Origin of the sequence: Streptomyces sp. Ncost-T10-10d (genome assembly GCF_900091955.1) — a bacterium.
In the GTDB taxonomy this organism is placed as follows: domain Bacteria; phylum Actinomycetota; class Actinomycetes; order Streptomycetales; family Streptomycetaceae; genus Streptomyces.
Genome location: NZ_FMDF01000048.1, coordinates 19,330 through 42,948, shown reverse-complemented (window position 1 = coordinate 42,948; position 23,619 = coordinate 19,330). Strand labels below are relative to the sequence as shown.

The 23,619-nt window shown below is 69.9% G+C and carries 16 protein-coding genes and 3 pseudogenes; 8 read left to right on the top strand and 11 right to left on the bottom strand.

The annotated features are described in order from the left end of the window. Window positions 1-85 precede the first annotated feature (85 nt). Window positions 86-1,810: a serine/threonine-protein kinase gene (locus GA0115254_RS06205; RefSeq protein ID WP_256102419.1), complete on the bottom strand. Its 1,725-nt coding sequence runs from the start codon at window positions 1,808-1,810 to the stop codon at window positions 86-88. Between the two features lie 109 nt (window positions 1,811-1,919). Continuing rightward, window positions 1,920-3,017: a prephenate dehydrogenase gene (locus GA0115254_RS06200; RefSeq protein ID WP_256102418.1), complete on the bottom strand. Its 1,098-nt coding sequence runs from the start codon at window positions 3,015-3,017 to the stop codon at window positions 1,920-1,922. A gap of 175 nt (window positions 3,018-3,192) precedes the next feature. On the opposite strand from GA0115254_RS06200, the gene GA0115254_RS06195 reads away from it, so the two are divergent. From GA0115254_RS06195 to GA0115254_RS06170, 6 genes and pseudogenes are all read left to right on the top strand, one after another. After that, on the top strand, window positions 3,193-3,528 hold the full coding sequence (locus tag GA0115254_RS06195) for a sensor histidine kinase (protein WP_093894268.1): 336 nt from the start codon (window positions 3,193-3,195) through the stop codon (window positions 3,526-3,528). A 58-nt stretch (window positions 3,529-3,586) separates the two neighbouring features. Then, complete coding sequence (locus tag GA0115254_RS06190; RefSeq protein ID WP_093894267.1) at window positions 3,587-4,258, top strand: response regulator; 672 nt, start codon at window positions 3,587-3,589, stop codon at window positions 4,256-4,258. Window positions 4,259-4,935: 677 nt separating this feature from the next. Continuing rightward, on the top strand, window positions 4,936-5,619 hold the full coding sequence (locus GA0115254_RS06185; protein WP_256102417.1) for an FkbM family methyltransferase: 684 nt from the start codon (window positions 4,936-4,938) through the stop codon (window positions 5,617-5,619). A gap of 16 nt (window positions 5,620-5,635) precedes the next feature. Then, window positions 5,636-6,790 carry a glycosyltransferase family 4 protein gene (locus GA0115254_RS06180; RefSeq protein ID WP_093894265.1) on the top strand — a complete coding sequence of 385 codons (1,155 nt, stop codon included), beginning with the start codon at window positions 5,636-5,638 and terminating at the stop codon, window positions 6,788-6,790. A 714-nt stretch (window positions 6,791-7,504) separates the two neighbouring features. Continuing rightward, a complete protein-coding gene (locus GA0115254_RS06175; protein ID WP_093894264.1) occupies window positions 7,505-8,311 on the top strand; it encodes a thioesterase II family protein in 807 nt (268 codons plus the stop codon). 24 nt (window positions 8,312-8,335) lie between these two features. Beyond that, window positions 8,336-8,446, top strand: a pseudogene (locus GA0115254_RS06170) (helix-turn-helix domain-containing protein); the annotation flags it as partial. A gap of 33 nt (window positions 8,447-8,479) precedes the next feature. Here the strand turns inward: GA0115254_RS06170 and GA0115254_RS06165 are convergent. The 3 genes and pseudogenes from GA0115254_RS06165 to GA0115254_RS06155 form a co-directional block, all read right to left on the bottom strand. Continuing rightward, on the bottom strand, window positions 8,480-9,667 hold the full coding sequence (locus GA0115254_RS06165; RefSeq protein WP_093894263.1) for an amidohydrolase: 1,188 nt from the start codon (window positions 9,665-9,667) through the stop codon (window positions 8,480-8,482). Between the two features lie 89 nt (window positions 9,668-9,756). Then, window positions 9,757-10,410, bottom strand: a complete 654-nt coding sequence (locus GA0115254_RS06160) for a GntR family transcriptional regulator (protein WP_093894262.1) — start codon at window positions 10,408-10,410, stop codon at window positions 9,757-9,759. Window positions 10,411-10,988: 578 nt separating this feature from the next. After that, window positions 10,989-11,392, bottom strand: a pseudogene (locus tag GA0115254_RS06155) (DUF5997 family protein). Window positions 11,393-11,450: 58 nt separating this feature from the next. Here GA0115254_RS06155 and GA0115254_RS06150 point away from each other — a divergent pair. Then, window positions 11,451-12,212: a LysR family substrate-binding domain-containing protein gene (locus GA0115254_RS06150; protein WP_093894261.1), complete on the top strand. Its 762-nt coding sequence runs from the start codon at window positions 11,451-11,453 to the stop codon at window positions 12,210-12,212. 315 nt (window positions 12,213-12,527) lie between these two features. On the opposite strand, the pseudogene GA0115254_RS06145 reads toward GA0115254_RS06150, so the two are convergent. The 4 genes and pseudogenes from GA0115254_RS06145 to GA0115254_RS06130 all read right to left on the bottom strand — a co-directional run bounded on the left by GA0115254_RS06145 (window position 12,528) and on the right by GA0115254_RS06130 (window position 16,706). Then, window positions 12,528-13,855 (bottom strand): annotated as a pseudogene (locus GA0115254_RS06145) (geranylgeranyl reductase family protein). A 231-nt stretch (window positions 13,856-14,086) separates the two neighbouring features. Next, window positions 14,087-14,722 (bottom strand): response regulator transcription factor, encoded by a 636-nt coding sequence (locus tag GA0115254_RS06140; RefSeq protein ID WP_093894284.1) that lies wholly within the window; start codon window positions 14,720-14,722, stop codon window positions 14,087-14,089. After that, window positions 14,695-15,858 carry a sensor histidine kinase gene (locus GA0115254_RS06135; protein ID WP_093894260.1) on the bottom strand — a complete coding sequence of 388 codons (1,164 nt, stop codon included), beginning with the start codon at window positions 15,856-15,858 and terminating at the stop codon, window positions 14,695-14,697. The genes GA0115254_RS06140 and GA0115254_RS06135 overlap by 28 nt, the downstream gene beginning before the upstream one ends. Before the next feature lie 173 nt (window positions 15,859-16,031). Next, window positions 16,032-16,706, bottom strand: coding sequence for a DedA family protein (locus GA0115254_RS06130; RefSeq protein WP_093894259.1), 675 nt, complete (start codon window positions 16,704-16,706; stop codon window positions 16,032-16,034). Window positions 16,707-17,804: 1,098 nt separating this feature from the next. Here GA0115254_RS06130 and GA0115254_RS06120 point away from each other — a divergent pair. After that, the gene (locus tag GA0115254_RS06120) at window positions 17,805-19,250 is read left to right on the top strand and encodes a helix-turn-helix domain-containing protein (RefSeq protein ID WP_093894257.1); all 1,446 of its coding nucleotides are present in this window, start codon (window positions 17,805-17,807) and stop codon (window positions 19,248-19,250) included. A 59-nt stretch (window positions 19,251-19,309) separates the two neighbouring features. Here the strand turns inward: GA0115254_RS06120 and GA0115254_RS06115 are convergent, their stop codons facing one another. Together GA0115254_RS06115 and GA0115254_RS06110 are read right to left on the bottom strand one after the other, a co-directional pair. Next, window positions 19,310-22,792: a M28 family peptidase gene (locus tag GA0115254_RS06115; RefSeq protein ID WP_093894256.1), complete on the bottom strand. Its 3,483-nt coding sequence runs from the start codon at window positions 22,790-22,792 to the stop codon at window positions 19,310-19,312. Between the two features lie 252 nt (window positions 22,793-23,044). Further along, window positions 23,045-23,608 carry a hypothetical protein gene (locus tag GA0115254_RS06110; protein ID WP_093894255.1) on the bottom strand — a complete coding sequence of 188 codons (564 nt, stop codon included), beginning with the start codon at window positions 23,606-23,608 and terminating at the stop codon, window positions 23,045-23,047. Between the last annotated feature and the right edge of the window lie 11 nt (window positions 23,609-23,619).

The following is a 23,619-nucleotide window of genomic DNA, read 5'->3' as shown; positions in this document are numbered from 1 at the left end:
GGGCCGGTCGCTGTACCGGTCGCGGACCCGGCCCCGTTCTGCGGGGGTGGGGGAGGAACACGTCGGCACCGCCGTGAACTGTGTCCTAGGCATGGAACCCGTTGCACACGACGGATGTGTACGTCGTGGGCCCGCCCTCGACGTGGTACAGGACCACGGTCCAGTCGCCCTTGTCGTCGCCGACCGGGATCGCGTCGACGGTCCGATTGCCGAAGTGGGCCCGGAAGTCGTCGGGATACTTGAGTTTGATGGTTCCGCCCGAGGACCACCGGGAGTAGATGTCGACGGGCTTGCTCGTGAAGCCGATGCCCTTTCCCACGGAGGACCGAAGCGGACGGCCGGTGGCGCGGTCGGTCTCGTGCGGAGGCCGCACCCCCACGGAGATGTAGTACGGCGCGGGCCGCTTTCCCTGGCCGGCAGTCTTGGGACGCAGCTCCACCGAGGCGGTGTCCGAGCCGGTGGTGTGCGAGACGGCGGACAGCAGGTCCATCGGCGGTGAGGACCCGGCGAAACTGGCCAGGTCGCAGGAGCCCATGCCCTGGGCGGCCTGCTCCGGGTCGTCCGACAGGGTCCAGCGGTCCTGCGAGACACGGTCGTTCACGATGTGGTCCGGTGGCCGGCCCGCCGGACCCTTGGTGGTCGGCCGGGACGCGGAGACGTCGGTCGTGGGCGCGGCTCCGGGGGGCTGGCTGTCCTGTTCGGGGAGCAGCCAGACCGCCGCCGGGACGACGAGCGCCACCGCACATGCGGCGAGCCAGCCCCTGCGACGTGTGGTGCGGGCGAGATGCCTCTGTTGATGATCCGGCGCGTCGTACGGCGTGGTGTCGGGCGTCCCCGGTGGTACGGTCTCGGCTGCCCGCTCACGCACCTGATCCTCCGGCTCGCGACCCGCCGGCCGCGTCAGGGCCCCGACCTCCGGTTCCGAAGGTGGCGTGCTCACAGGCACAGGCACAGGCGCGGGTTCGGCGTCGCGGGTCACCGAGCGGTAGTGGGCGTCCGTGGCCAGCGCCGACTCCACCGCGCAGTGGGCGATCACGTCGGCCGGCGCGGGCCGCTCCGCCGGGTCCTTGGCGACACACTGCCGGATCAGTGCGGCCAGCGTGGGCCGCACCCCCTCCAGGTCGATGTCCTCGTGCACCGTCCGGTAGCTCACCGCAGCCGCATCGCCCGTGCCGTACGGGGGCCTGCCGGTCGCCGTGTAGGCGATCGTCGCCCCCAGCGCGAAGACGTCCGCCGCCGGACCGACCTCGTTGCGCAGGACGACTTCGGGCGCCGCGTACCCGGGCGTGCCCGGTGCCATTCCGTCCCGGGTGAGGATCGTCTGCTCAAGTCCCCGGGCGATGCCGAAGTCGATCAGTTGTGGTCCCTGCGGTGCGAGGATGACGTTCTGCGGCTTCAGGTCCCGGTGCGTGACCCCGTGGACATGGACCGCGGCCAGCCCCTCGGCGAGCGCGGCGAACAGCCGCAGGGCACTGTCCGGCGGGAACGGGCCGCTCGTGCCCACGGCGCCGCGCAACGTGGGCCCTGGCACGTACTCGGTGGCCAGCCAGTACGGGGACGAGTCGAGCGACGCCTCGATCAACTGGGCGGTGTAGGCGCTGCGTACGGCCTCCACGGTCGCAGCCTCCCGCCGGAACCGGGCCAATGCCTCGGGGCGATCGTTGATCTCGTCGCGGATCACTTTCACGGCCACCAGCCGTCCGCCGGGCGACCGACCGAGATACACCTGCCCCATGCCGCCCGCGCCGAGCCGGGCGAGAATCCGGTACGCGCCTATGTGCGCGGGGTCCTGAGGTCGCAGCTCTTCCACCGGCACGACTGTGCCATATCCGCTCGCTTGTCGGGCCGGTGGACCGCGACCGACGTACAACCGACCTTGGTGCACGGCCATGTGTTCGCGGGCCGGGCGCTTCCTGCACTCAGCGCAGCCGCCATCCACGGGCCTGGAGAGCCTCTTTCAGGGGCACCGCCAGGCATGGTGCGACGCTGACGTGGACCAGACCGGTCAACTGGCTGGTGGCGTGCTCGATGCGGACGTCCTCGATGTTGATGCCCGCGCGCTCGACATCCGCGAACAGCCTTGCCAGCTCACCCGGTTGGTCCCCAATCGCGACGGCCACCACCTCGAAGCGCTCGGGCTGGGTACCGTGCTTGCCGGAGATCCGGGCACGGCCCGACCGGCCCTTGCGCAGCATGCTCTCGACGACCTCCGTACCGCTGCGACGTTTGGCTTCATCCGTCGCGGCGATGGCACGCAGGCCCACGACCGTCCGGTCCAGGTCGGAACGCACCTCCTCGAGCAGGTCGGCCACGGCTCCGGCATTGGCGCTCAGTATGTCCAGCCACAGCCCGGGGTCGGCCTCCGCGATCCGAGTGAGGTCGCGCAGACCCGGCCCCGCGAGGCTCACCTCGCGTTCCTCGGCGTGCTCCAGGCGCATGGCAACCAGGCTCGCCACGACATGAGGTGCATGCGAAACCAACGCGACCGCGCGGTCGTGTGCGGCAGCCTGCATCAGGACCGGTACGGCGCCGCACAGCGCTACCAGTTCCAGGGCCATGTTGAGCGTCTCGGTATCGGTGTCCGCCGTCGGTGTGAGCGCCCACATACGCCCCTCGAACAGATCGGCCCGGGCTGTCAGCGGGCCGCTGCGTGACGCGCCGGCCATCGGATGACCTCCGATGTACTGCGAGGTGTCGCAATCGAGGGCAATGGCATCATGCTGCGGCTCCACCTTGACGCTCGCCACATCCGTGTAGTGCCGCGCCAGACCCTCCGCCTGTATGTCCGCAAGCACCCTGCCGACAAGTGGTGGCGGCACTGCCACAATTGCCAGATCCACGACCTCCGTCGGCGCCTGCACTGTTCCGGCCCCCAGCGACGCCGCCGTCCGTAATGCTGTCGAGTCCACATCCCGAAGGTGCACGGTCACGTCATGCGCCCGGAGAGCCAACGCCACCGACGTGCCCATCAGCCCTGTGCCCGTCACCAATGCGGAGTGCATAACGGCAGCCTCCATTCCCTGGATTGAACAGCGACGTAGCGGCCCGGATCTGAGTACGGCTCAGACCGGTACCCGATGCTCCGGCACCCGGCGCCCGGTCAACCGGGACCATAGACGGCCGACAGCGCTGCACGAAAGCCCAGACAGCGATCGAACGCCCGATCGGCCGGACAGACATGAGGGGCTGCGGTTGATCGAGTTCTTCGACGGCCGGCTCCGGCGGCCACAGCGACTGCCCGAAGCCCGGTTCCGTACCACTGAACTGGTCGGCAATGTGTGCAGCACCGGGCTCATCACCAGCATTCACACCACCGGCGAGCCGGCCCATCCGACACCGGAGATCGAGCCGTCGGCGTTCCGTATCATCCAGGGGGCGCTCAGCAACGCGAAGCGGCACGCGCCCGGAGCGGAGGTACGGGTGGAGGCCGATCACCGCCCGTCCGCGGCCGACATCCGGGTCGGCAACACCGCGCCGAACCGGCCCGACCGGCTTGCGGCGCGACCTCCGCCGGAGGATACGAAGTGATCGCGATGCTGCTCACGCAGCTGCCCGCAGTACCTGCCGACCTTGTGGAGGACAACCCGTGACGACCACCCGCGTGCTGATTGCCGACGATCAGGTGATGGTCCGTCAAGGATTCACGGTCCTGCTCAATGCCGAACCCGGCATCGAGGTCGTCGGCCAGGCCGTGGACGGCGTCGACGCCGTCGCCAAGGTCGCCGAACTGGCCCCCGACGTCGTACTGATGGACATACGGATGCCCGGGGTCGGTGGCATCGAGGCGACTCGCCGCATCATGACATCGCCCGCCACCACCTCCAAGGTCCTCGTCCTGACCACGTTCGACCTCGACGAGTACGTGTACGAGGCATTGCGCGCCGGTGCGTCCGGGTTTCTTTTGAAGGACGCTTCGGCCGCGGAACTCGCCCATGCCGTAAGGGTGGTGGCGGCCGGCGAGGCTCTGCTCGCACCGAACATCACCAAGCGGCTCATCGCAGAGTTCTCCCGGATGTCCGACGTCCCCCGCGGCCCGGTCAAGGGCCGCAGCGGCAACCTCACGGAGCGCGAGACGGAGGTGCTGTCCCTGATCGCGCAGGGCCTGTCGAACGCGGAGATCGCCCAGCGTCTGGTGGTGGCCGAGCAGACTGTCAAGACGCATGTGAGCCGGATTCTGGTCAAGCTCAGCCTGCGCGACCGGACCCAGGCGGCGATCCACGCGTACGAGACGGGCCTTGTGCGACCGGGCGGGTACTGAGGAGACACCGCCGCATCGAGCACGGGGACGGGCCGACAGCCGCTTTCGGCCGGCGACCCGCAGCACGCCTGCGCCCCGCCCCACCCTGGCACCGCTCCGTCATGCTGATCGAGGCGGGCCCGCGCCCGCTCGGTCCGGGCCGTCCAGCGAGCGCGTCCGGGGCCGTTCAAGTGACGCCTTGACACAGTTGAGCGCACGCACCCCGGATCGGTCCTGTGGCGGGGGCCAGTGCCGACTCGCCGGCCATGCCTTATACGGCCCAATAGCCTGATTGAGGCGAGGGCACAGAAGCAGCGTTCGCCCCCCATGGCTTCGCACCCCGCCCACTGTCGTGGGCGGGGTGCGAAGCCATGATCTGCGTTCTTTCATGATGGTTTCAGCGGTTGTGGACCCAACCCTGAGATGTACATCTCAGGTCTGACGTGCCGGCCAAACTGCTTCCGAAGAAGGATGGGATCACCCCGCATCTGATGATGCGATGGAATGCCGATCGAGTGTGGCGTCGCTCCGGCAGCAGAATCCGTACGCCCCAGCAGGCTGAAAGGCGTTTGATGAACGGCAGGTTGACGCGTCGGCCGGATACCTCGATTCTCCGGTCCGGCGGTCGCCCGCACCCGGGGCTGCGTGTGTCATCCGTCGCGCTCGCGCTTCGCTGGGCATCCTCGCGGTGGCCCTTCGTGGAAGAAGAAGTGGCGGGCCTGCGGCCACTGGTGCGGCCGGGCGCTGTCTGCCTCGACATCGGGGCCGAGTACGGCCTCTACACCTGGAGCCTGTCCGCGCTGGCCGGACCGTCGGGAAAGGTGCACAGCGTCGAACCGCTGCACGGCCCCGCGAAATGGCTGAAGGCCACGGCAGCCGCCCTCGGCTGCGACAACGTCACCGTTCACCGCATGGCTCTCGGCGCGCGGGCGCACGAAGGAACGATGAGCCTGCCCCGGCGCCGTCTGCTGCCCGTCCACGGACGCGCCTATCTCACCGAGGGCGCCTCGGGACCCGGACCCAACGTCGAATTCCCCACCTCCCGCCCCGTGGTCACACCGGTGCGGACCGTGGACGGTCTCTGCAACCACCTTGGCCTCGATCGCGTCGACTTCATCAAGGCCGACGTCGAAGGGGCGGAGGCAGCCGTGCTGTCGGGGGCCCGGCGCACGTTGCTGCGCCACCGGCCCGCGCTCCTGCTCGAGATCGAGGACCGTCACCTCGAGAAGTACGACACGAAGTCGGGCGACCTCGTCAGCCGACTCGGCGAGCTCGGCTACGACATGTACCGCTGGCGGAACCAGGGTTGGAAGCGTGTTGCCGACGTGACCGACGACTGCCGCAACTACCTCTTCTCGGCTCGCTCGACCGCATCCAGCTGAAGGATCCGACACATTCATGGGCTCCACCCTTGTCATCACCAATGACTTCCCGCCGCGTCAGGGGGGCATAGAGACCTTCGTGCACGCGATGGCCACGCGCATACCGGACGACGACGTGGTCGTGTACACCTCGCGCGAGCCGGGCGACACCGCGTACGACGCGGCCCTTCCGTTCCCTGTCGTACGGGACTCCAGCGGCATGCTGCTGCCGACCGGGCGGGTCACCCGGAGGGCCGTCGAGATAGCCAGGGCCCATGGCTGCGACCGGGTCTGGTTCGGGGCTGCCGCACCCCTGGCCCTCATGGCGCCGGCCCTGCGCCGCAGTGGGATCCAGCGCATGGTGGCGACCACCCATGGCCATGAGATCTGGTGGGCCAGGACCCCGGGTCCGCGTCAGATGATGCGCCGTATCGGCGACGGCGTGGACGTCGTCACGTATCTCGGTCAGTACACGCGTGCCCGGATCGGGCCGTCCCTGGGTCCGCGTGCGCACATGAGCCGGTTGGTGCCGGGGGTCGACGCGGAGGTGTACCGGCCCGACGCCGAGGCCGGATCGGCTCTGCGTACGGAGCTCGGCCTGCACGGCAAGCGCGTGATCCTGTGTGTGGCCCGTCTGGTCCCGCGCAAGGGCCAGGACATGCTGATCCGGGCCCTGCCGCTGATCCGGCGGGAGGTGCCCGACGCGGTGCTCGTCGTGGTCGGCCGGGGGCCGGACGAGGCACGGCTGCGCAAGCTGGCGCACCGGCACGCCGAGGGCTCGGTCCGTTTCGTGGGCGGAAAGTCGCACAGCGAGACTCCGCAGTACTACGCGGCGGCGGATGTCTTCGCCATGCCCTGCCGTACCAGGAAGGCCGGTCTGGAGGCGGAAGGGCTCGGGATCGTGTTCCTGGAGGCGGCGGCGAGCGGACTGCCGGTGGTCGTCGGCGACTCGGGCGGCGCCCCGGACACGGTGCTCGACGGCAGGACCGGACGGGTCGTGGACGGCACCGACACGGCGGCGATCGCGGGCGCGCTGACCCGGATACTGCTCGACGCGGACCAGGCCGCCGAGATGAGTGCCGCCGGCCGTAAGTGGGCCCAGGAGTCCTGGTCCTGGGACGCATCGGCCCGCCATCTGACGCAGCTGCTGAACCCCGAGGCCATCCCGGCGGTCGTGCCGGGGCAGGAGTAGAGGGGCCCGACATACGACGCGCGGGGCCCGGGCTTCCCACCTCAGGCGGGAAGCCCGGGCCCCGCGCCGCTTGGGCTGCTCCTCGATCCGGTCCGTGTCGCGGAGGGTGGCGGAGGCCGGGTGCAGCGCGGTCATCCGACGAGGGTGAGCGGCAGGGCCCCGACTGATCCCCGAGCTGCGCACGCACCGGCTGCCCGCGGCGCTCGGAGTCTTCAACACCGTTCTCCCGAGCACCCGGGAACGCGGCGGCGACCCGGGCATGCTCAAGTCGATCGGTATGACGCCGCGCCAAGTCGTGGTGATGACAGTGCCGTCCGTGGCAGGTGTCGGAGTGGTCAGCGGGCTGGTCGGCACCCCCCGGGGATCACCGCGCATCGGCTGCTCGTGGACCATGTCGGCGTGCTGTCATCGGTCGGCAGGGCTCCTTCGCCGGCTCTCGGCTGCGCTCGATCAGGGGAGACCGCATCTGCCTCCCTCCTCACCCCGCTCCCTGATCCGGCTTGATCCAAACGGAAGAGCTGAGCCGATGTCGCCACCGAAGTCGGCTCCGATGTCCGAGGACAATGCGACAATCGCCCTGCGACGTCATGTGACGCGCTGTGCGACAAGGATTGCCACGATGGGAGTGCAGGTGCTGGAGCCAGTCGAGCCGTGCCGGGCACAGCAGGTCCTGACCGTCCCCGGCCCCCGTGCCGCCATGGGAAGGGCCGGGGCATGACACATACCGCCGAGTTCCGTGGATCCGCCGTCTGCCCGAGCCCGGTCGCCGACCCGTCGCTGCGCCTCTTCCTCTTCCACCACGCCGGTGGCACGCATCTGCTCTACCGGGACTGGGTACCGGAGTTCCCGCCGGACTGGGAGCTGTGTCTGCTCAACGCCCCCGGGCGTGCGCACCGGCGCGATCAGCCCGCCGTCGACCGCGTCGAAGATCTGGTCGACCATTTCCATCAGGAGTTGCTGCCGCTGTTCGACCGGCCGTTCGCCTTCTTCGGGCACAGCATGGGCGGCCTGGCCGCGTACGAACTGACCCTGAGGCTCGCCGGGCAGGGCGGGCCGATGCCGGTCTGGCTCGGACTCTCCGCCTTCGGTCCGCCCAGGGGCGCGGAGTACCGGCGCAGTCCAGGGCGGCACGAGAGCTCCGACGCCGAACTGCGTGACCGGCTGCGGTCGATCGGCGGTACCCCCGCCGAGCTGCTCGACAACGACGATCTGTGGCAGTTGTTCGAGCCCGTGTTCCGCAGCGATTTCAAACTCGTCGACACCTGGGCACGCGACCCCGCCACCGGCTCACCGCCGCTGCCTTTCACCGTCTTCGGCGGTGAACAGGACCTTGTCGTGGAGCCCAGGAGGCTCAGGGCCTGGGCCGATCATTCCCCGCACCTCCAAGGCGTCCACCTCTACCCCGGCGGCCACTTCTATCTGCACGACCACCGCGCTGCCCTGATCCGCACCGTCACTGCGTCGGTGCGCACGGCCTGCGCCGCCGCCGAACGCGTCATCGCGGCGCCCGGCGCCTCGTAACTCCCCTCGCCCGACACCCTCGACGCATGGTTCGCCGCGGACGGCTCGACCGCCGAGGCGGCGCGGCGGCTCCATTGCCGCCGCAACACTGTGCTGTACCGGATCACCCGCCTCGCGGAGCTGACCGGCCGCGCTCCGACACGGCCGTGCCGCGCTCGCCGATCGGTATCAGACCTGAAGCTCACCGTCCCGGACCACCACGCGCCCACCCGCGACCACGAGTCGGCGCCGCGGAGAGCGGACGAGGGCGTCCTGGACGTTCTCGGCGTCCACCAGAACGATGTCCGCGCGTGCTCCCGCGACGATGTCGTGGACGCGGCGGTGGACAAAGCCGGCCGCACGGGTGGAGGACAGTTCCACCGCGTATGCGAGTTCCTCATCGGTGCGCAGTCCGTGCAGCCGTGCGAAGCCGAGCGCGATGCGCAGCATGTCGCCGTCACCGTACGGGGACCACAGGTCGCGGATTCCGTCGGTGCCGAGACCGACCGCGATGCCGCGGTCCCGCATCCCGCGCCAGGGAAGAGGCGCGGTACGGGGCGGGGCCACGGTCGCCCACGCGATGCCGGCCTCCTCGCAGCCGTCGAGCAGGTCCTGTTGTCGGCTCACCGAGAGCTCCCCGAGGGCGAAGCCGTGCGAAATCGTCACCCTGTCCCGCAAGCCCGTACGCCGGGTGCGGTCGATGATGAGCTCGAACTGGAACGCGCCGAGCTCCCCTCCGTCGTGCAGATGGATATCGAGACCGACGCCGCGACGCTGCGCGATGTCGAACAGACCGTCGAGCTGCGCCACGGGATCACGGTCGATCGAAGCCGGGTCGATACCGCCGATACTCGTCGCCCCCGCGACGGCTGCCTGATCGAGCAGTTCCAGCACACCGGGACGGCGCATCACACCGTCCTGCGGGAATGCGACGATCTCCACCTCGATCGCGCCGTCGAAAGCGTCCACCGCCTCGCGGACGGCTTCGATCCCTCGCAGCCCGACACCGAGGTCGACATCCACATGGCTGCGCACCGCTGTCGTGCCGTGCCGGAGGAACTCGCCCAGCACTGCGGTGGTCGAGGCTGCGTTTGGGATACCGAGTCCGTCACGCATGGCGCGCTCGTGGGCGATGCGCCCCTGAGTCGTGGCCTCTCCGCCATAGGAAACCCACGGCTGGCCCCACCAGCTCTTGTCGACGTGGGCGTGCGCATTGATGAAGCCGGGAAGAGCGAGGAGGCCGCCCCCGTCGAGGTGTTCACCATCATCGTTCGCGGTCCCGGTGGGCACGACGGCCAGGATGTCGGCGCCGGACATCACGATGTCCACGGGTGCCGCGCCCCAAGGGCGGACGTTCGCCAGTGTCACTTGGGTCATGAAGAAAATGGTATCCCGAATGGCTTCGAGCTGTGATGCGGCTCAATGCCGGCTGCGCCGATCGGTGATCGCCCCGAGGCCGCATTCCGTCAGGAACCTTGAGACCGCCTCCGACGTGCAGCGGCCGCACTACGGCTGTTCGCAAGGTGCTTCACGACCAGTTCTTCCACTCGATGAATGTCCCGCTCCGCGATCGCGGCGTACAGGGCCTCGTGCTCGTTCGCGACTGCCATGAGATCGTCATGCTGCGCCAGCAGCCATCGCATCCTGCTTCGAAGCGTCCGCTCCAGCTCACCGAGCATCTCGTTGCCGGCCAACGAGGTCACTGTCTGGTGGAAGTCGGCGGCGGCCCGTCGAGCCCGCACGGCATCTCCCGTACGAGCGGCCTCCAGCTCGGCGTCGAGGTCCGAACGAAGCTTTTCGAGGCCCGGCCGCGTACGCCGCTGAGCAGCGAGCCGGAAGGTGAGCAGTTCAAGGGGCGTACGAATCTCGTCGAGATCCGCGATGTCCGTGGACGTGAACTCCCGGACGACTGCCCAGGTCCGCGGCCGGGGAGTTACCAGGCCCTCGGTCACGAGCGCCTTGAGCGCATCGCGGATGGGCAGTCTGCTCACCCCGAGCTCGGCGGCGAGTTCGCGTTCGACGAGCTTGCTGCCCGGCTGTCGAACACCATCAAGGATGTCGTCCCGCAGCTGTCGAGTGACGCGCTCCGACTCCGGCTCGAAAGCTTCAGACCCTGTCATACCGATCATTCTCCCAAACACGCTTCCGAGCGGGGGAAGCGATCGCCGACGAGACGACCGTGCCTGAGAAGGCCTTCACCGCCACGGAGCGCAATGGCTACTGATCGCCCGGCGCCCGCTGCCCGGGCCCGGGCACGGTGGAGGCGGCACGTTCTTCGGCGCCGCACGTACGGTCGGGCACCACATCGGGCACCGTCCGGCCCACAGGGCCACGAGGCCTGTGGGGATACCGAACCGTACGAAGAAGCCGGGCGTCGGCCGTGGTGGCCCGAACCACGGGAAGGTGTGCTGCATGCTCTTGCGCCGAGCGACGCACTGTCCGACGAGTGGTACGAGCGCGGCGGTCAGCACGAGCGGAGTCAGGGGTGACGCCGAATTGCCCACGGCGAGGTGGCCGAGGCTGCCGGTGAAGACCAGCACAGCCGAACGCGACGGGCGATGAAGGATGCCACGTACAGGGTCATGGGCGGCGCCCCTCGTGCCGTCCCTGCCGCGCCGTCCGTCGTCGGCGCGGCACCGCCGGACGAGGCGCGAGCCGACGCCGGGCCGTCACGCCGCGGGGCGATCGAGGGACGAGGTCAGGAACGCGGACCGTGGGACTGACCGGCGCGCGCTGCGTTCTTCTCCTTGATGCGAACCGCTTCCTTCCGGACCTCGGCCTGGGTGGCGCGTTCCTGCTGGAGCCAGTCCGGGCTGTCCTTCTTCAGTGCCTCGATCTGCTCCGTGGTGAGGGCGTCCGTGATTCCGCCACGGGCGAGACCGGAGATGGAGATGCCCAGCTTTGCCGCGACCACCGGCCGGGGTGCGGGCCGTTGCGTCGCAGCTCCTGCAGCCACTCGGGCGGATCGGACTGCAGTGCGTTCAGCTCGGTGCGCGAGACGACACCCTCCTGGAACTCGGCAGGGGTGGCCTCGAGGTACACACCCAGCTTCTTTGCCGCGGTTGCGGGCTTCATTGTCTGGGTGGTCTTGTGCGACGTCATGGTGCCAAGGGTATCGAGCATGTGCGCTACCTCTGACCAGGGCCGGTAACCTGGCTGAGTGACAAGCTCGGAAGAAACCCCTTCGTTCCGGCTCGCGTACGTCCCCGGGGTGACGCCCACCAAGTGGGTGCGGATCTGGAACGAGCGGCTGCCCGACGTCCCGCTGACCCTTGTCGGGGTGTCGGCCGCCGAGGCGTCCGACGTGCTGCGGGGCGGCGGCGCCGACGCGGGTCTCGTGCGGCTGCCCATCGACCGGACGGGCCTCAGCGCGATCCCCCTCTACACCGAGACCACGGTGGTCGTGATCCCGAAGGACCACGTCGTGGCAGCGGTCGACGAGGTCTCCGCCGAGGATCTCGCCGACGACATCGTGCTGCACCCGCTCGACGACACGCTCGAATGGGAGCACCGTCCGGGACGGCCCGCGATCGAGCGGCCCGCCACGACGGCGGACGCGATCGAGCTCGTGGCGGCAGGAGTGGGCCTTCTCGTCGTCCCGCAGTCGCTCGCCCGCCTGCACCATCGCAAGGACCTCACCTACCGGCCGGTGTCGGACGCCCCCGAGTCGCGCGTCGCGCTGTCGTGGCTGGAGGACGAGACGACAGACCTGGTGGAGGACTTCATCGGGATCGTCCGGGGGCGGACCGTCAACAGTTCACGGGGCCGCCCCAGGACCCCGGCGCAGCCGAAGGGCAAGCGCCCCGAAACAGGCGGTGCACGCCGCAAGCCCGTAGCCGGCAAGTCGGCCGGGAAGAGCCCTCGAAGCGGTTCCGGCGGCGCCAAGGGCGGCAAACGAGGAAAGCCTCGCCGCCGGTCCTAGACCTCGTCGTCGACGGCCGTCTGCCGCGCGACAGGACCTGGCGCCTGATTCCCGTTCCTCGTCGCAGCCCCCGTCTCATCGGGGGTTGCTTCGAGGTTTCAGGGGCGGGCGGAAACCCGCCCACGGCGCGTCCGACGTGCAACCCTTTTTGCCGCCACGGGCTCGTGGACGTACGGAGGGGGCTCGCTCAGGGTTCCGTCGCCGGACGCGGCGTACGGGGCCACGATCGACGAGTAGTACGGGACACAGCGCTGCGGGGTCAGCCGGCAGGCTTTCCCCGGTGGGCTGTTCGTGTCCCCGGCCGGGATTCGCGGTTCAGCGCCTGCGTCGCACCTTCGGTTCCGGTACGAGACGCACGACGCCGTTGAGCAGATGGTCGATCAGGTCGTGGGAGGGCTTGTCCGTGAGGTTGGTCAGCAGCCGGGCCAGGGTGTTGAGCAGAAACGGCGACCCCATGACGTAACGGTTGAGGACCGGCTGGAAACCCGAACGGCTGAAGACGAGGTCGGCGGCCGTGTTCCCGAGACGGTAGTAGCGCCCCCAGCGGCGGTTCATCTCGACGGGGTAGCCGCGCAGCACCTGCTCCCGCCGGGGCCCCCGGGGAGCGCGAGGGCGAGCGCGGCGGTCTCGGCCGCGACTTCGCCGGCTTCCATGGCCTGGCCGATTCCTTCGCCGTTCCAAGGGCTGATCATGCCTCCGGAGTCGCCGACGAGGAGGAGCCCGCGGGTGTAGAGGGGGTGACGGTTGAAGCCCAGCGGAAGGGCCGCGCTCCGGACAGGGCCCTCCGCGTTCTCCTCGCGCAGTCCCCAGGCGTGCGGGGTGCGCGCCAGCCACTCGTCCAGTGTGGCGCGCAGATCCGCCTTTCCGTGCCGTCGGTGGGGCAGCGCACCGAGACCGACATTGACGCGGCCGTCGCCCATGGGGAAGATCCAGCCGTATCCGGGCAGGTAGTGATCGCTCCCCGGGAAGCGGAGGTCGGCCCACAGCTCCAGGTACTCCTCCTGGGAACGCTCCGGACTTCGGTAATAGCGGCGGGCGGCCGTCGCGATCTGCCTGCTCCTGTCCCGCTGCAGGCCCATGGCGAGAGCGAGGCGGGCGGAGGCACCGTCGGCGGCGATGACGATCGGCGCGTGGAAGGCCAATGGCTCCTTCGCCGAGGTCGTGGCGGTGACACCGGTGATACGGGCGGCGCGGTCGGTCAGGGGCTGGGTCACCTTCACGCCGCTGCGCAGCCGGGCTCCGGCGGCGACGGCGTGCCGGGCCAGGATGTCGTCGAAGTCGTGCCGGCTGCGCGAGAGCCCGAAATCCGGGTATCGCCCGAGCGCGGGCCAGTCGATGTGCACCTGATGGTCCCCGGCCACCCATCGCATCCCGCGTGAACGTGTCCACCCGGGAGCCTTGATGTCGATGCCCATCCTGATGAGCTGGTGCACCGCTCGTGGCGTCAAACCGTCCCCGCACACCTTCTCCCGGGGAAAGTGGGACTTCTCCAGAAGCAGGACATCGACGCCCGCCCTGGCGAGGTGGAAGGCTGCGGCCGAGCCCGCCGGCCCCGCCCCCACCACGATCACCTGAGCTTCCTCGTCCGAGCCGTGGACGGACCGATCGTCCGACGGGGAATGGTCCGGCGTCGTTTCCCGCATGGGGAACCCCTTCCTGTTCCTGGGACAGGCGGTGCCGCACCGAGGACGGCAGCCCTGTGCATCATCATCGATCAAGGAGGGCCGGTGCGGAACCCGGCCCGGATGTCCGGCACCCGCCCGGTGCGGCAACGACCACTGCGTGAGGAACTTCGATCCTGGAAGCTGTCGTCGTCCGGGCGGGCGACGGCCGCATGGTGCCACCCGAGCCCGAAGGGACCCGCGTACCGGCTCCTACGACTCCAAGTAGCGCAGGACCGCCAGCACTCGTCTGCTGTATCCCGTGGTCCGTGCCAGATCGAGCTTGTCGAAGACGGAGTTGAGGTTCTTCTCGACCGAACTGAGCGAGATGTGCAGATGCTGGGCGATGGCCGCATTGGTGCGGCCCTGCGCCAGCTCCTGCAGGACGGTGCGCTCGCGGGGTGTCAGCCTGGCCAAGGGGTCGCTGTGCGTGGTCCGGACCACCAACTGGCGTACGACTTCCGCGTCGATGGACGCGCCGCCCGCGTGAATCCGCTCCAGCGAGTCCAGGAATTCGTCGACCTGCGCGACCCGGTCCTTGAGCAGATAGCCGACCCGTTCGGCATTTGCGGACAGCAGCCGCACCGCGTAATTGCGCTCCACATGCTGGGAGAGCACCAGCACACCGACCAGGGGCCAGCGCTCACGGATCTCCAGCGCGGCCCGCAGCCCCTCATCGGTGTGGGTGGGCGGCATCCGGATGTCGACGACGACGAGGTCCGGCGGGTCCGCCTCGACTGCCCGGACGAGGGCCGTCCCCTCACCCACCGCGGCGAGGACTTCATGTCCCTCCTCGGCGAGCAGTCGAACCAGGCCCTCCCTCAGCAGGGTCGAGTCCTCGGCAAGCATGACGCGCACAGCAGCTCCGCGATGATGGTGGTGGGGCCCCCGGAAGGGCTGTCGATGTACAGGCGGCCGTCAAGTGCGTCCACCCGGCTGCGCAGCCCGGCCAGTCCGCTGCCCGTGGGATCGGCTCCGCCGGTGCCGTTGTCCCGGACGCGTACGGAGACTCCGCTCCCGTCACCCTTGACGCTGACGGAGATGTGGGTCGCGCGGGAGTGCTTGGCCGCGTTGGTCACCGCCTCCGACACCACGAAGTAGGCGGCTGTCTCCACGGGCCGGGGCAACGGCAGCGCCAGGTCGAACTCCATCTGCAGGGGAATACTGCAGCGCTGGGCCACCCCGCCGAGTGCCTCCTCCAGCCCGAGGTTGTCGAGCGCCGACGGATAGACGCGCCAGGCCACCTCCCGCAGCTCGGTGAGGACCTCCTGGGACTCCTTGTGCGCCTGCTGGAGCAGCAGATCGGCCTGCTCGGGTGTCCGGTTGCGGCGGGCCCGGCCCAGCAGCATGGCGAGTGCGACGAGCCGCTGCTGGACGCCGTCGTGCAGATCGCGTTCGATGCGCTTGCGCTCCACGTCGACCGCCCGGAGCACTCCGGCACGGCTGGCGGCCAGTTCCGCGATGCGCCGCTCCAGCAACTCCCGCTCGGACGGGCCGAAGTGTTCCCGTGCCAGCCGTGCGTCGAGGGCGTCCAGCGAGAAGAGCCCCTGGAGGTCGAGGAAGAGGAGGACGCCGCCGAGGACCCCTTGGGTCAGCAGTTCCTGCCAGCTCGTGGTGGCGCGTGCCACCCCGGCCGCCAGCAGTCCGGCCAGCACGACCCCGAACCCCAGCAGCGCAACCACCAATCCGGACAGCATCCCCGTGCAGGTGCGGGTGGCGAGGTAGCGCAGCACATTCCGGTCGGACGCGCGGTGTGTGGGGAACACGTCGCCGAAGAAGACGCTGCGACGGATCCGCTCCAGCTCCGTGAGCCGACGGGCCCCGGCACTCAGCACGGCCAGGGCTCGCGGACGCGTACGGGGCCACAGAATGAACGGACCCAACAGGGTACCCGGCACGGCGAAATACAGCAGGTCCAGCAGGGCGGTGCAGCAGCCGAGCAGGGCGCCCGTGACTCTGCGGGGCCAGGAGGAGGTGCGCGCCACCGAGGTGCCCCCTTCATCGCGCCAGGAGCCGAGTGGCCCCGGAGGATGACTGGTCGCACTGTCTGTGGAGTCCCCCTGCACGGATGCCGAGGCTAGTCGCGCGGCACCGTCACGGCAAGATCGTCCTTGGCGGGCGGGGGAGACCGGGAGAGCGCGGTACAGCGGCTCGTGGCTCACGACGAACGACGGTGCTGCGCCCGCTCACGGGGACGGGGACGGGAGCGCCACCGCAGACTCACGTACACGATGACGGCTGCCAGGACCAGGACGAGAACGGCCTTGGAGATGACCCCGACGTAGGTCTCCACCAGGTCCCACCGGTCGCCGAGCCAGTACCCGGCCATCACCAGCACCGAGTTCCACAGCAGGCTGCCCACAGCGGTCAGGGTTACGAAGAGCGGCAGCGACATGCGTTCCACGCCGGCCGGCACGGAGATGAGACTCCGGAAGATCGGCACCATGCGTCCGAGGAGGACGGCCTTGGTGCCGTGCTTGGCGAACCACCGCTCCGTACGCTCCAGATCGGAACTCCTGACCAGCGGAAGCCTTGCCCAGATCGCATGCATCCGGTCGCGGCCGAAGAGCATTCCGATCCAGTACAGAACCACCGCGCCCACCACCGAACCGAGCGTGGTCCAGAAGAGCGCGGAGGCCAGGCTGATGACGCCCTGCCCCGCCGCGAACCCGGTCAGCGGGAGAATGACCTCGCTGGGCAGCGGCGGAAAGAGATTCTCCAGGGCGATGGCGAGACCGGCTCCCGGACCCCCCATGGTGTCGACGAGATCGGCTGCCCAGCCTGCGACGCCGCCCGCGGGTTCCTGGGGGAGTCCCAGAGTGACGAGATCCATGAACTGACTCCTGGCCGGTGGTGGAGAGGCGTGAGAAGTCCGTCGCGCCTCACCGGCAACGCTAGGAACCGCCGCCCGGCGCGGGTACGGGGATTGCCGTCGAACCGGGTGATGTTCTCCGCACCCGCCACCCTGCGGTTTTCCTCATCTCCCTCAGCCTGCGGCGATCACGCCGACGCCGCTCGCGTCACTTCGGTGCGAAGACGATCCGGACCCGGCCCGGAGCGAAGGTCATCTGCTTGCCGTCCAGGGTGGTGAAGGAGGTGCAGCAGCTCCAGGTCCGTCTCCCGGGCGCTGTGTACGGGCGATGCCGCAGCCGACATTCTCGTCCCGGACGCGCGCATGGCGGCCACCCCTTCGGAGTCGGCCGACGTACCGGTCCCGGTTTCTGCCGTTCCCTGCGACGGCTCCTTGTCCATCCTCACGCCGAGGTCGCCCCAGGGGTTCCGGCAGGCAGGGCGGCTGAGACGTCGGTCGCGGCGGGAGCCTGCTCAGTACGGCAGTGGGCGGCCGGACGGGGTGCGCAGATCGAGTGGCGGCCGCGACGGCAGCTGCGGACGTCGGACGATTTTGATGCGGCCCATTGCCACCACCTCCTGTCAGTCACCGGTCATATGCCCGGCGGGTTGCCGCTTCATGCGCCTCCGACCGGCCCAACTGGCCTACTGGACAAGAGTGTTACGGAAACAGAAAGGGTGCCGGCCTGGCACCCGGGCGGCTCGTACCTGACCACGGTCTCCCGCGACCGCACGGCGCCGATCCGAGGGTGGGGGATCCGGCCACCGATCTCGACGTCCCGCTCGGACAGGCCCGCTCCCGGGTCTTCAGGCGGCTGACCGATGACGAACGCCGCAGCTTCCTGCTGCCACCGGCCCCCACCCCGGAACCCCGAAACCACAGAGATGACGCCGATACCTGTACCGATGGCGGGGGTGACGCCGGGAAGGCGCGAGAGGCGCAGGAGGGCGCAGGAGGCGCGGGAAGACGCCATCTTGCCGCGGCACCGGGACACCGCGCACACGCGCTCGCTATCCTCCCGGCCATGAGTCATGAGCGTGGCACGGGTGGGAGATCCGGCGGGGCTCCGCGGGGTTCCGGGTGACCGAGGGCGTGGGCCCTTCGCCGGATGTCCGTACCGCAGAGGCGTGGAGAGCCTTCGGAACCCGGTTGCGTCAGTGGCGCAGGCGCGCCGGGCTCACCCAGGCCCAGGTGGGCGCCCGCGTCGGCTACGACCACACCGCCATCAGCAAGTTGGAGCACGGCACCCGGAAGACGCCGCTGCCGCTCGCCCGCAGGCTGGACGATCTGCTGACGGCCGGCGGCGACCTCCTCAACGCCTGCGAGGCGGCGGAGGCCGAGGGGCCGGGTGGTGCGGGCGAGGGGAGCGGGGGCGCACGTCCGGCCGCGACCACCGCACGGACGGGCCCCCTGCCCGGCGAGCCCGCAGGTGGCGCCCTGCTCTCGATGCTGCCGCCGGACACCGTCCTGCCCATGAGCCTGCCCACCTACGGGCTGGTGTGTCCGGTGCACGGCCGTGACGGCTGCACCGTTCCCGTACTCGCCGACGTCATCGCCCTGCATTCGGCCTTCTGTGCCCTGGGCCCGGCCACTGTCTCGTGTCCGCCGCTGGACATCGACACCGTACATGCCCTGACGGCGCTGCTCGCCGTCTGCCAGCGGGCCGACGAGGAGCGCGCCTGGCCGGGAGCGACCGTCGTGGTCGAGCGCACCCTGCATGCGATGCTCCGCTGGATGGCCCTGCCCGCAGCGCCGTACCAACGCCAACTCGCTCCACTTGCGGCCGAGTACGCACAGTCGGCCGGCTGTCTGCGGCTGCTGTGGGGCCGGAACGCGACAGCGATGGCCTGGCTCGACCGGTCACTGGTCTGGGCCGGCCTGGCCGGTCATGTCGGAACGGAGGTGGCCGCGCTCAGCGACATGAGCACCCTGGCGCGGCTGGAGGGCGACGGCCCTTCCGCCCTCGCCTACGGCGGCGCGATCCGGCAGGCGGCCGCGGGCCGGCACTGGGCGGGCGCCATGAGCGATCTGTACGAGGCGCGCGGCCACGCGGTGCGGGGCGACGCACGGCAGACCCTGGGCCATATCGACCGTGCCTGGTCGCAGATGGACCGGGTCGGCGAGCAGGACGAGACGGAGGCACCCTGGCTGTCCGTCGCCTCTGTGCGTCTGCGGGTGGAGTCGGGCGCCGCCGGTGCCCTGCGGGACCTCGCCGCGGCGACCGGTGACCGTCGACTGGCGCTGCGCGCGGTTGAGGCCACCCGCACCGCGCTGGGCCTGCTCCCTGCGGGGATGCACTCGACGCGGATGCTGTTCCTGGTTCGGATGGCCGACGCCCATGCCTGCGCCCAGGACCCGCTCGCTGCGATCGCCATCGCCGAACCCGTACTGGACACCACCGAGGTGACCGCATCCACGCTGCTCGGCCAGGAACTCCGCGGCCTGCACAGCCGGTTGGCGGACCGGCACGGCAGCCGGCCGGAGATCGACGACTTCACCCGTCGGCTGGCGGCCGTCGTCCGCTGAGACGCCGAGGGCGGGGCGTGTCCGCACACACCCCGCCCGGCTTGCTTCCTGATGATGGATCAGCTCACGTTCAACGTCACGTCGTCCACGACGAAGCTGGTCTGCAGATAGGCGTCCTCACTGCTGGTGAACCCGAGCGTGACCGTCTGACCGGCGAAGGCGCCGACGTCGAAGGTCTTCTGGACGTAGGAGCCCGTGGCGTCCTTGTTGGAGTACGTCGCGAGCGTCTTGGTGCCCAGCTTGACGGTGAACGTGTCGTACGCGGTCGGGTCGCCCGCCGACTCGTCGGTGTCGGTCCGCAGGTGGAACGACAGCTTGTACGCCGAGCAGCCCGCCGGAATGGTCAGCGATTGCGAGAGGGTGTCGGAGTGCGTGGATCCCCAGCCGCCGAGCCAGGCCGTGTACGCGCCGCTGTGCGCGGGCTTCTCCGAGGTCCGGTTGTTGATCACGCCGTCCGTCTGGGTCCACGGCGCGACGCCCTCCTCGAAACCGCTGTTGGCGACGACCTGTCGGGGCTGGCAGGTGCCGCTGCCACCGACGACGAGCGAGTACGTGGTGGCGTGGGTGGCCGTGCCGGTTCCGGTCACCGTGAGGGTGTACGTACCCGGCGCGGTCCCGTTCCCGGCGGAGACGGTCATGGTCGACGACGCACCCGACTGCACGGAGGCCGGGGCGAACGCGACCGTGACACCGCTCGGCGCCCCGGAGGCGGACAGGTTCACGGTCTGCGCGGAGCCGCTGGTGGTCGCCGTCGACACGCTCGCGGTGACCGAGCCGCCCGGCTGGACGTTTCCGGACACCGGCTTCACCGTGACAGAGAAGTCATCGACCGGGGCGGTGGTACCGACGGAGGTCTTCCACACCGTGTAGGCGACACCGTCGGCACTGCGGTCGAGCGCGGTCGCGTTGATGTTGGCCGTGGTGTCGCAGGACTGGTGGTAGCAGGAGTCGTAGGACCTGCCTGCCGTACCGCCCCACTTGGCGGCCTGCGCCGACGACTTGGTGTCGCTGGCACCGGTGGCGTAACCCGACGTGGGGATACCGCCCTGCTGGAAGGAGTAGTCGTCGGACCGGCCCTGGCCCTCGACGTTCTCCTCCGGCGCCAGGTTCAGCGAGTCCCAGTACTCCTTCATCGGGGCCGAGGCCGCCGAGTCGACGTTGTTGATGAAGTACCCGGCGTTGGTCGAGGCGATCATGTCGAAGTTGTAGTACGCCTTGATGGTGCCGCGCTGGGCGGCGGTGAGCTGGCCGACGTAGTACTGGGAACCCTGGAGGCCCTGCTCCTCGCCGTTCCACCAGGCGAAACGGACGTGCTTGGTCATCGTGGGGTTCCGCTGTGCCAGGGCGAGCGCGTTCTCCAGCAGGGTGGCGGAACCCGAGCCGTTGTCATTGATCCCGGGGCCGGCCGCGACGCCGTCCAGATGGGCGCCGAACATGACGGTCTGGTCGGACGGGCCGCCCGGCCAGTCGGCGATCAGGTTGTTGCCGCGGTAGGTGCAACTGGTGCAGGTCTGCTCGCTGACCGTGTAACCGGCAGCCTGCAGCTTGCCCTTCACGTAGGCGACCGAGGCCGTGTAACCGGCGCTGCCCGCTCGGCGGTTGCCGCCGTTCTGGGTGGCGATGGTGTTCAGCTGCGTCAGGTGGGCCTGCACGTTGGCGACGCTGATGTCGGGTGCGCCGCCGCCAGGGTTGCCGCCGCCGTTGTCCACCGACAGGGTGTACTGCGCGGTGTGGCTCAGGGTTCCGTCACCCTTCACCGTGAAGGTGTACGCGCCGGGCGCGACGCCCGACGACGCGGACACGGTCATCGTCGAGGACGCCCCGGACTGCACCGACGACGGGCTGAACGACGCGGTGACACCGCTGGGCAGGCCGCTCGCGGTCAGGTTCACCGTCTGCGCACTCCCGGAGCTGACCGATGTCCGCACCGTGGCCGTCACCGAATTGCCGGGCTTCACCGAGCCGGACGCCGGGTCCAGGGACATCGTGAAGTCGTTGGTGCCGCCGGACGTGCACGTCGGGTCGCCGCTCTGGGCGGTGACGCTGATGGCGTCCCACGCTGCCTTGGTCCGGTCGAAGAGCACACAGCTGGAGTCGAGGTTCTTGGCGGCGGTGAGCGTGGCCGTGCGGTAGCGCTTGTAGGTCATTCCGCTCGTCTTGAGCAGCATGCCGCCGTAGAAGACCTTGCCGGCGCTCTGGATGCCGACGCCGGTGACCGAGGAGCTGTTGCACGTCGGGCTGGTCGGCTTGCCGCCGCCCGGGTTCGAGCCCTCGGCCAGCAGATAGAACCAGTGGTTCAGCGGACCGGCCGCCGCGTGCTCCTCGGTGTTGGGTATGGAGGAGCTGTAGCAGCTCGGGTCGCCGGTCTGCGACGGGTTGTACATGATCCGGATCGGGCCGTTGCCGACCAGGTCGATCTTCTCGCCGACGGTGTAGTCCGGGTCGTCGTACGGGGCGGGCTCATTGGTGTACGCCTCGGTCAGGGCGCCCATGATGTCGCCGGTGGCCTCGCCGAGACCGGACTCGTTGTCGGCGCCGCCGGGCGTGTACTGGTCGATGCCGTGGCCGAACTCATGGCCCACCACGTCCATCGCGCCGATCCACTGGTTGGCGTTGTTGTGGCCGATGGATACCGAGGAGCCGTCCCAGTAGGCGTTGACGTCGTTCAGTCCGACCTTGACCGGCCAACTGCGGCCGTTGCCGTCGTGCCCATTGCGGCCCAGCCAGTCCCGCAGCATGTTCCACTCGTGCTGCGCCGCCCACATGACGTCGACGCAGCCGGTCTCCTTGCTGGAGGAGCTGCCGGTGCCCCAGGAGTCGCTCGACTTGCTGAAGACACTGCCCGTGCTGTAATCGGCGCAGCTCAGGCCGGGCCGGTTCGGGTCACGCAGCGAGTAGCTGCTGCCCGACGCGGTGGTGTCGATCGACAGCGGCGACGGACCGTTCCACTGGCTGTTGCCGGTGCCCGCCTTGACGTCGTCGTAGCTGTCGAGCACCTTGCCGGTGCCCGCGTCGACGAAGACATGCAGACGGCTGGGGGACTTGGCGCTGCGTCCGGTGAGGACCGTCTCCCAGGCCAGCCGGGAGGTCCTGCCCGTGGCGCGCACGACCAGACGGTGCGAGTCCACCCGTGTCACGGTGGTGAGTTTCTTGCGGGAGGCGGTCTCGGCGGCCTCGGCGGAAACGGTCGGTGTGGTCGGCACGTTGATCCGCCGGGACACCGCCGACTGGGTGCCGCGTACCCGGCCCTCGGAGTCGGCCACCACGACGGCGTCCCCGCCGACGACCGGCAGACCGCGGTAGGTGCGCTGGTAGGCGACGGAGTACATGCCCTTGACCCAAGGGGTCACCATCTGCCGCTCGTACTGCTCGTCGGGCCCCTTCGCCAGGCTGTCGAGACCGCTGGCGGCGGCCCGGTCGGCTGCCGACACAGCGGCCGAGAGCGCGGTGGGGGCGGGCGGAGACGGTTCGGCAGATGCTGGCAGGCCGGTGGTGGCGACCAGCATTCCGGCGAGGACGGCCAGGGTTGTCCCGGCCGTCATCGGTCTGCGTTTCATCGAGGCTCCTTGAGTCGGGGGGGCCTCGATCACGGGCAGCGGCGTACGCCGACGCACTTGCTCCGGCCGTCCGAGGCCGGCCCCGTCGCCCGTGTCGCCGTCGTCCCTGATCGAGCGACCGAACACTCACATGTCGTCATGGCATCGTCAATGAACGGCGAGGCGCGCCGGGGGACCTGGCAAGTCTGGTCAAGCCGCGATGGTGGGATCGCACAACAACTTGGGCGTGCGGGGCGGTTACTCCAGGCCGGAGATCGTGAACACCATGCGCGCGGTCCGGCGGTCGATACGGTCGGCCAGCTGACGCAGCGCCGTCACCCCGCACCGCAGCGTCCCGCGTTTCACACAACCGCGGGCGTCGTCGTCCAGCCGGTGCCACAGCGCCGGATCGGCGAGGAAGACCTGGGGATCGACCTCGACCCGGCCGCCGTCCGCGTCACGGAGCACCAGACGCTGGGAGACTCCGTCCGACCACCGCACCGAGACCAGCCGGTCGGTGCGTACGATCCGTTCGCGCATTAGGCCGCGGCAGGACAGCCACCCGGCACCCGCACGGACCCGTGGCGGCACCAGGACCACGAGCAGCAGGGCGGCCAGGCCCGTCCACAGCAGTGCGCGCAGCCAGGTGAGGTGCCCGGCCGTCGCATCGACGGCCAGGAGCAGCCCGAAGAGTGTCACGGCGCAGCGGACCGCGAACCACAGGTCCCCGGTCCAGCCGTGGTCGTGGGCGGTCGTATCGGGCGAAGGGTGTGCTCGGCCGGTGTGCGGGCCGGGCACGGCTCGGATGTCGCGTCGTCGCATGGCAGCGACGT

Bases quoted from the DNA above. Each gene is read 5' to 3' on its own strand.
- GA0115254_RS06130 (WP_093894259.1), bottom strand. From the start codon at position 16,706: ATGGATCTCGTCACTCTGGGACTCCCCCAGGAACCCGCGGGCGGCGTC.
- GA0115254_RS06165 (WP_093894263.1), bottom strand. From the start codon at position 9,667: ATGACCCAAGTGACACTGGCGAACGTCCGCCCTTGGGGCGCGGCACCC.
- GA0115254_RS06160 (WP_093894262.1), bottom strand. From the start codon at position 10,410: ATGACAGGGTCTGAAGCTTTCGAGCCGGAGTCGGAGCGCGTCACTCGA.
- GA0115254_RS06140 (WP_093894284.1), bottom strand. From the start codon at position 14,722: ATGCTTGCCGAGGACTCGACCCTGCTGAGGGAGGGCCTGGTTCGACTG.
- GA0115254_RS06180 (WP_093894265.1), top strand. From the start codon at position 5,636: ATGGGCTCCACCCTTGTCATCACCAATGACTTCCCGCCGCGTCAGGGG.
- GA0115254_RS06175 (WP_093894264.1), top strand. From the start codon at position 7,505: ATGACACATACCGCCGAGTTCCGTGGATCCGCCGTCTGCCCGAGCCCG.
- GA0115254_RS06115 (WP_093894256.1), bottom strand. From the start codon at position 22,792: ATGACGGCCGGGACAACCCTGGCCGTCCTCGCCGGAATGCTGGTCGCC.
- GA0115254_RS06200 (WP_256102418.1), bottom strand. From the start codon at position 3,017: ATGGAGGCTGCCGTTATGCACTCCGCATTGGTGACGGGCACAGGGCTG.
- GA0115254_RS06110 (WP_093894255.1), bottom strand. From the start codon at position 23,608: ATGCGACGACGCGACATCCGAGCCGTGCCCGGCCCGCACACCGGCCGA.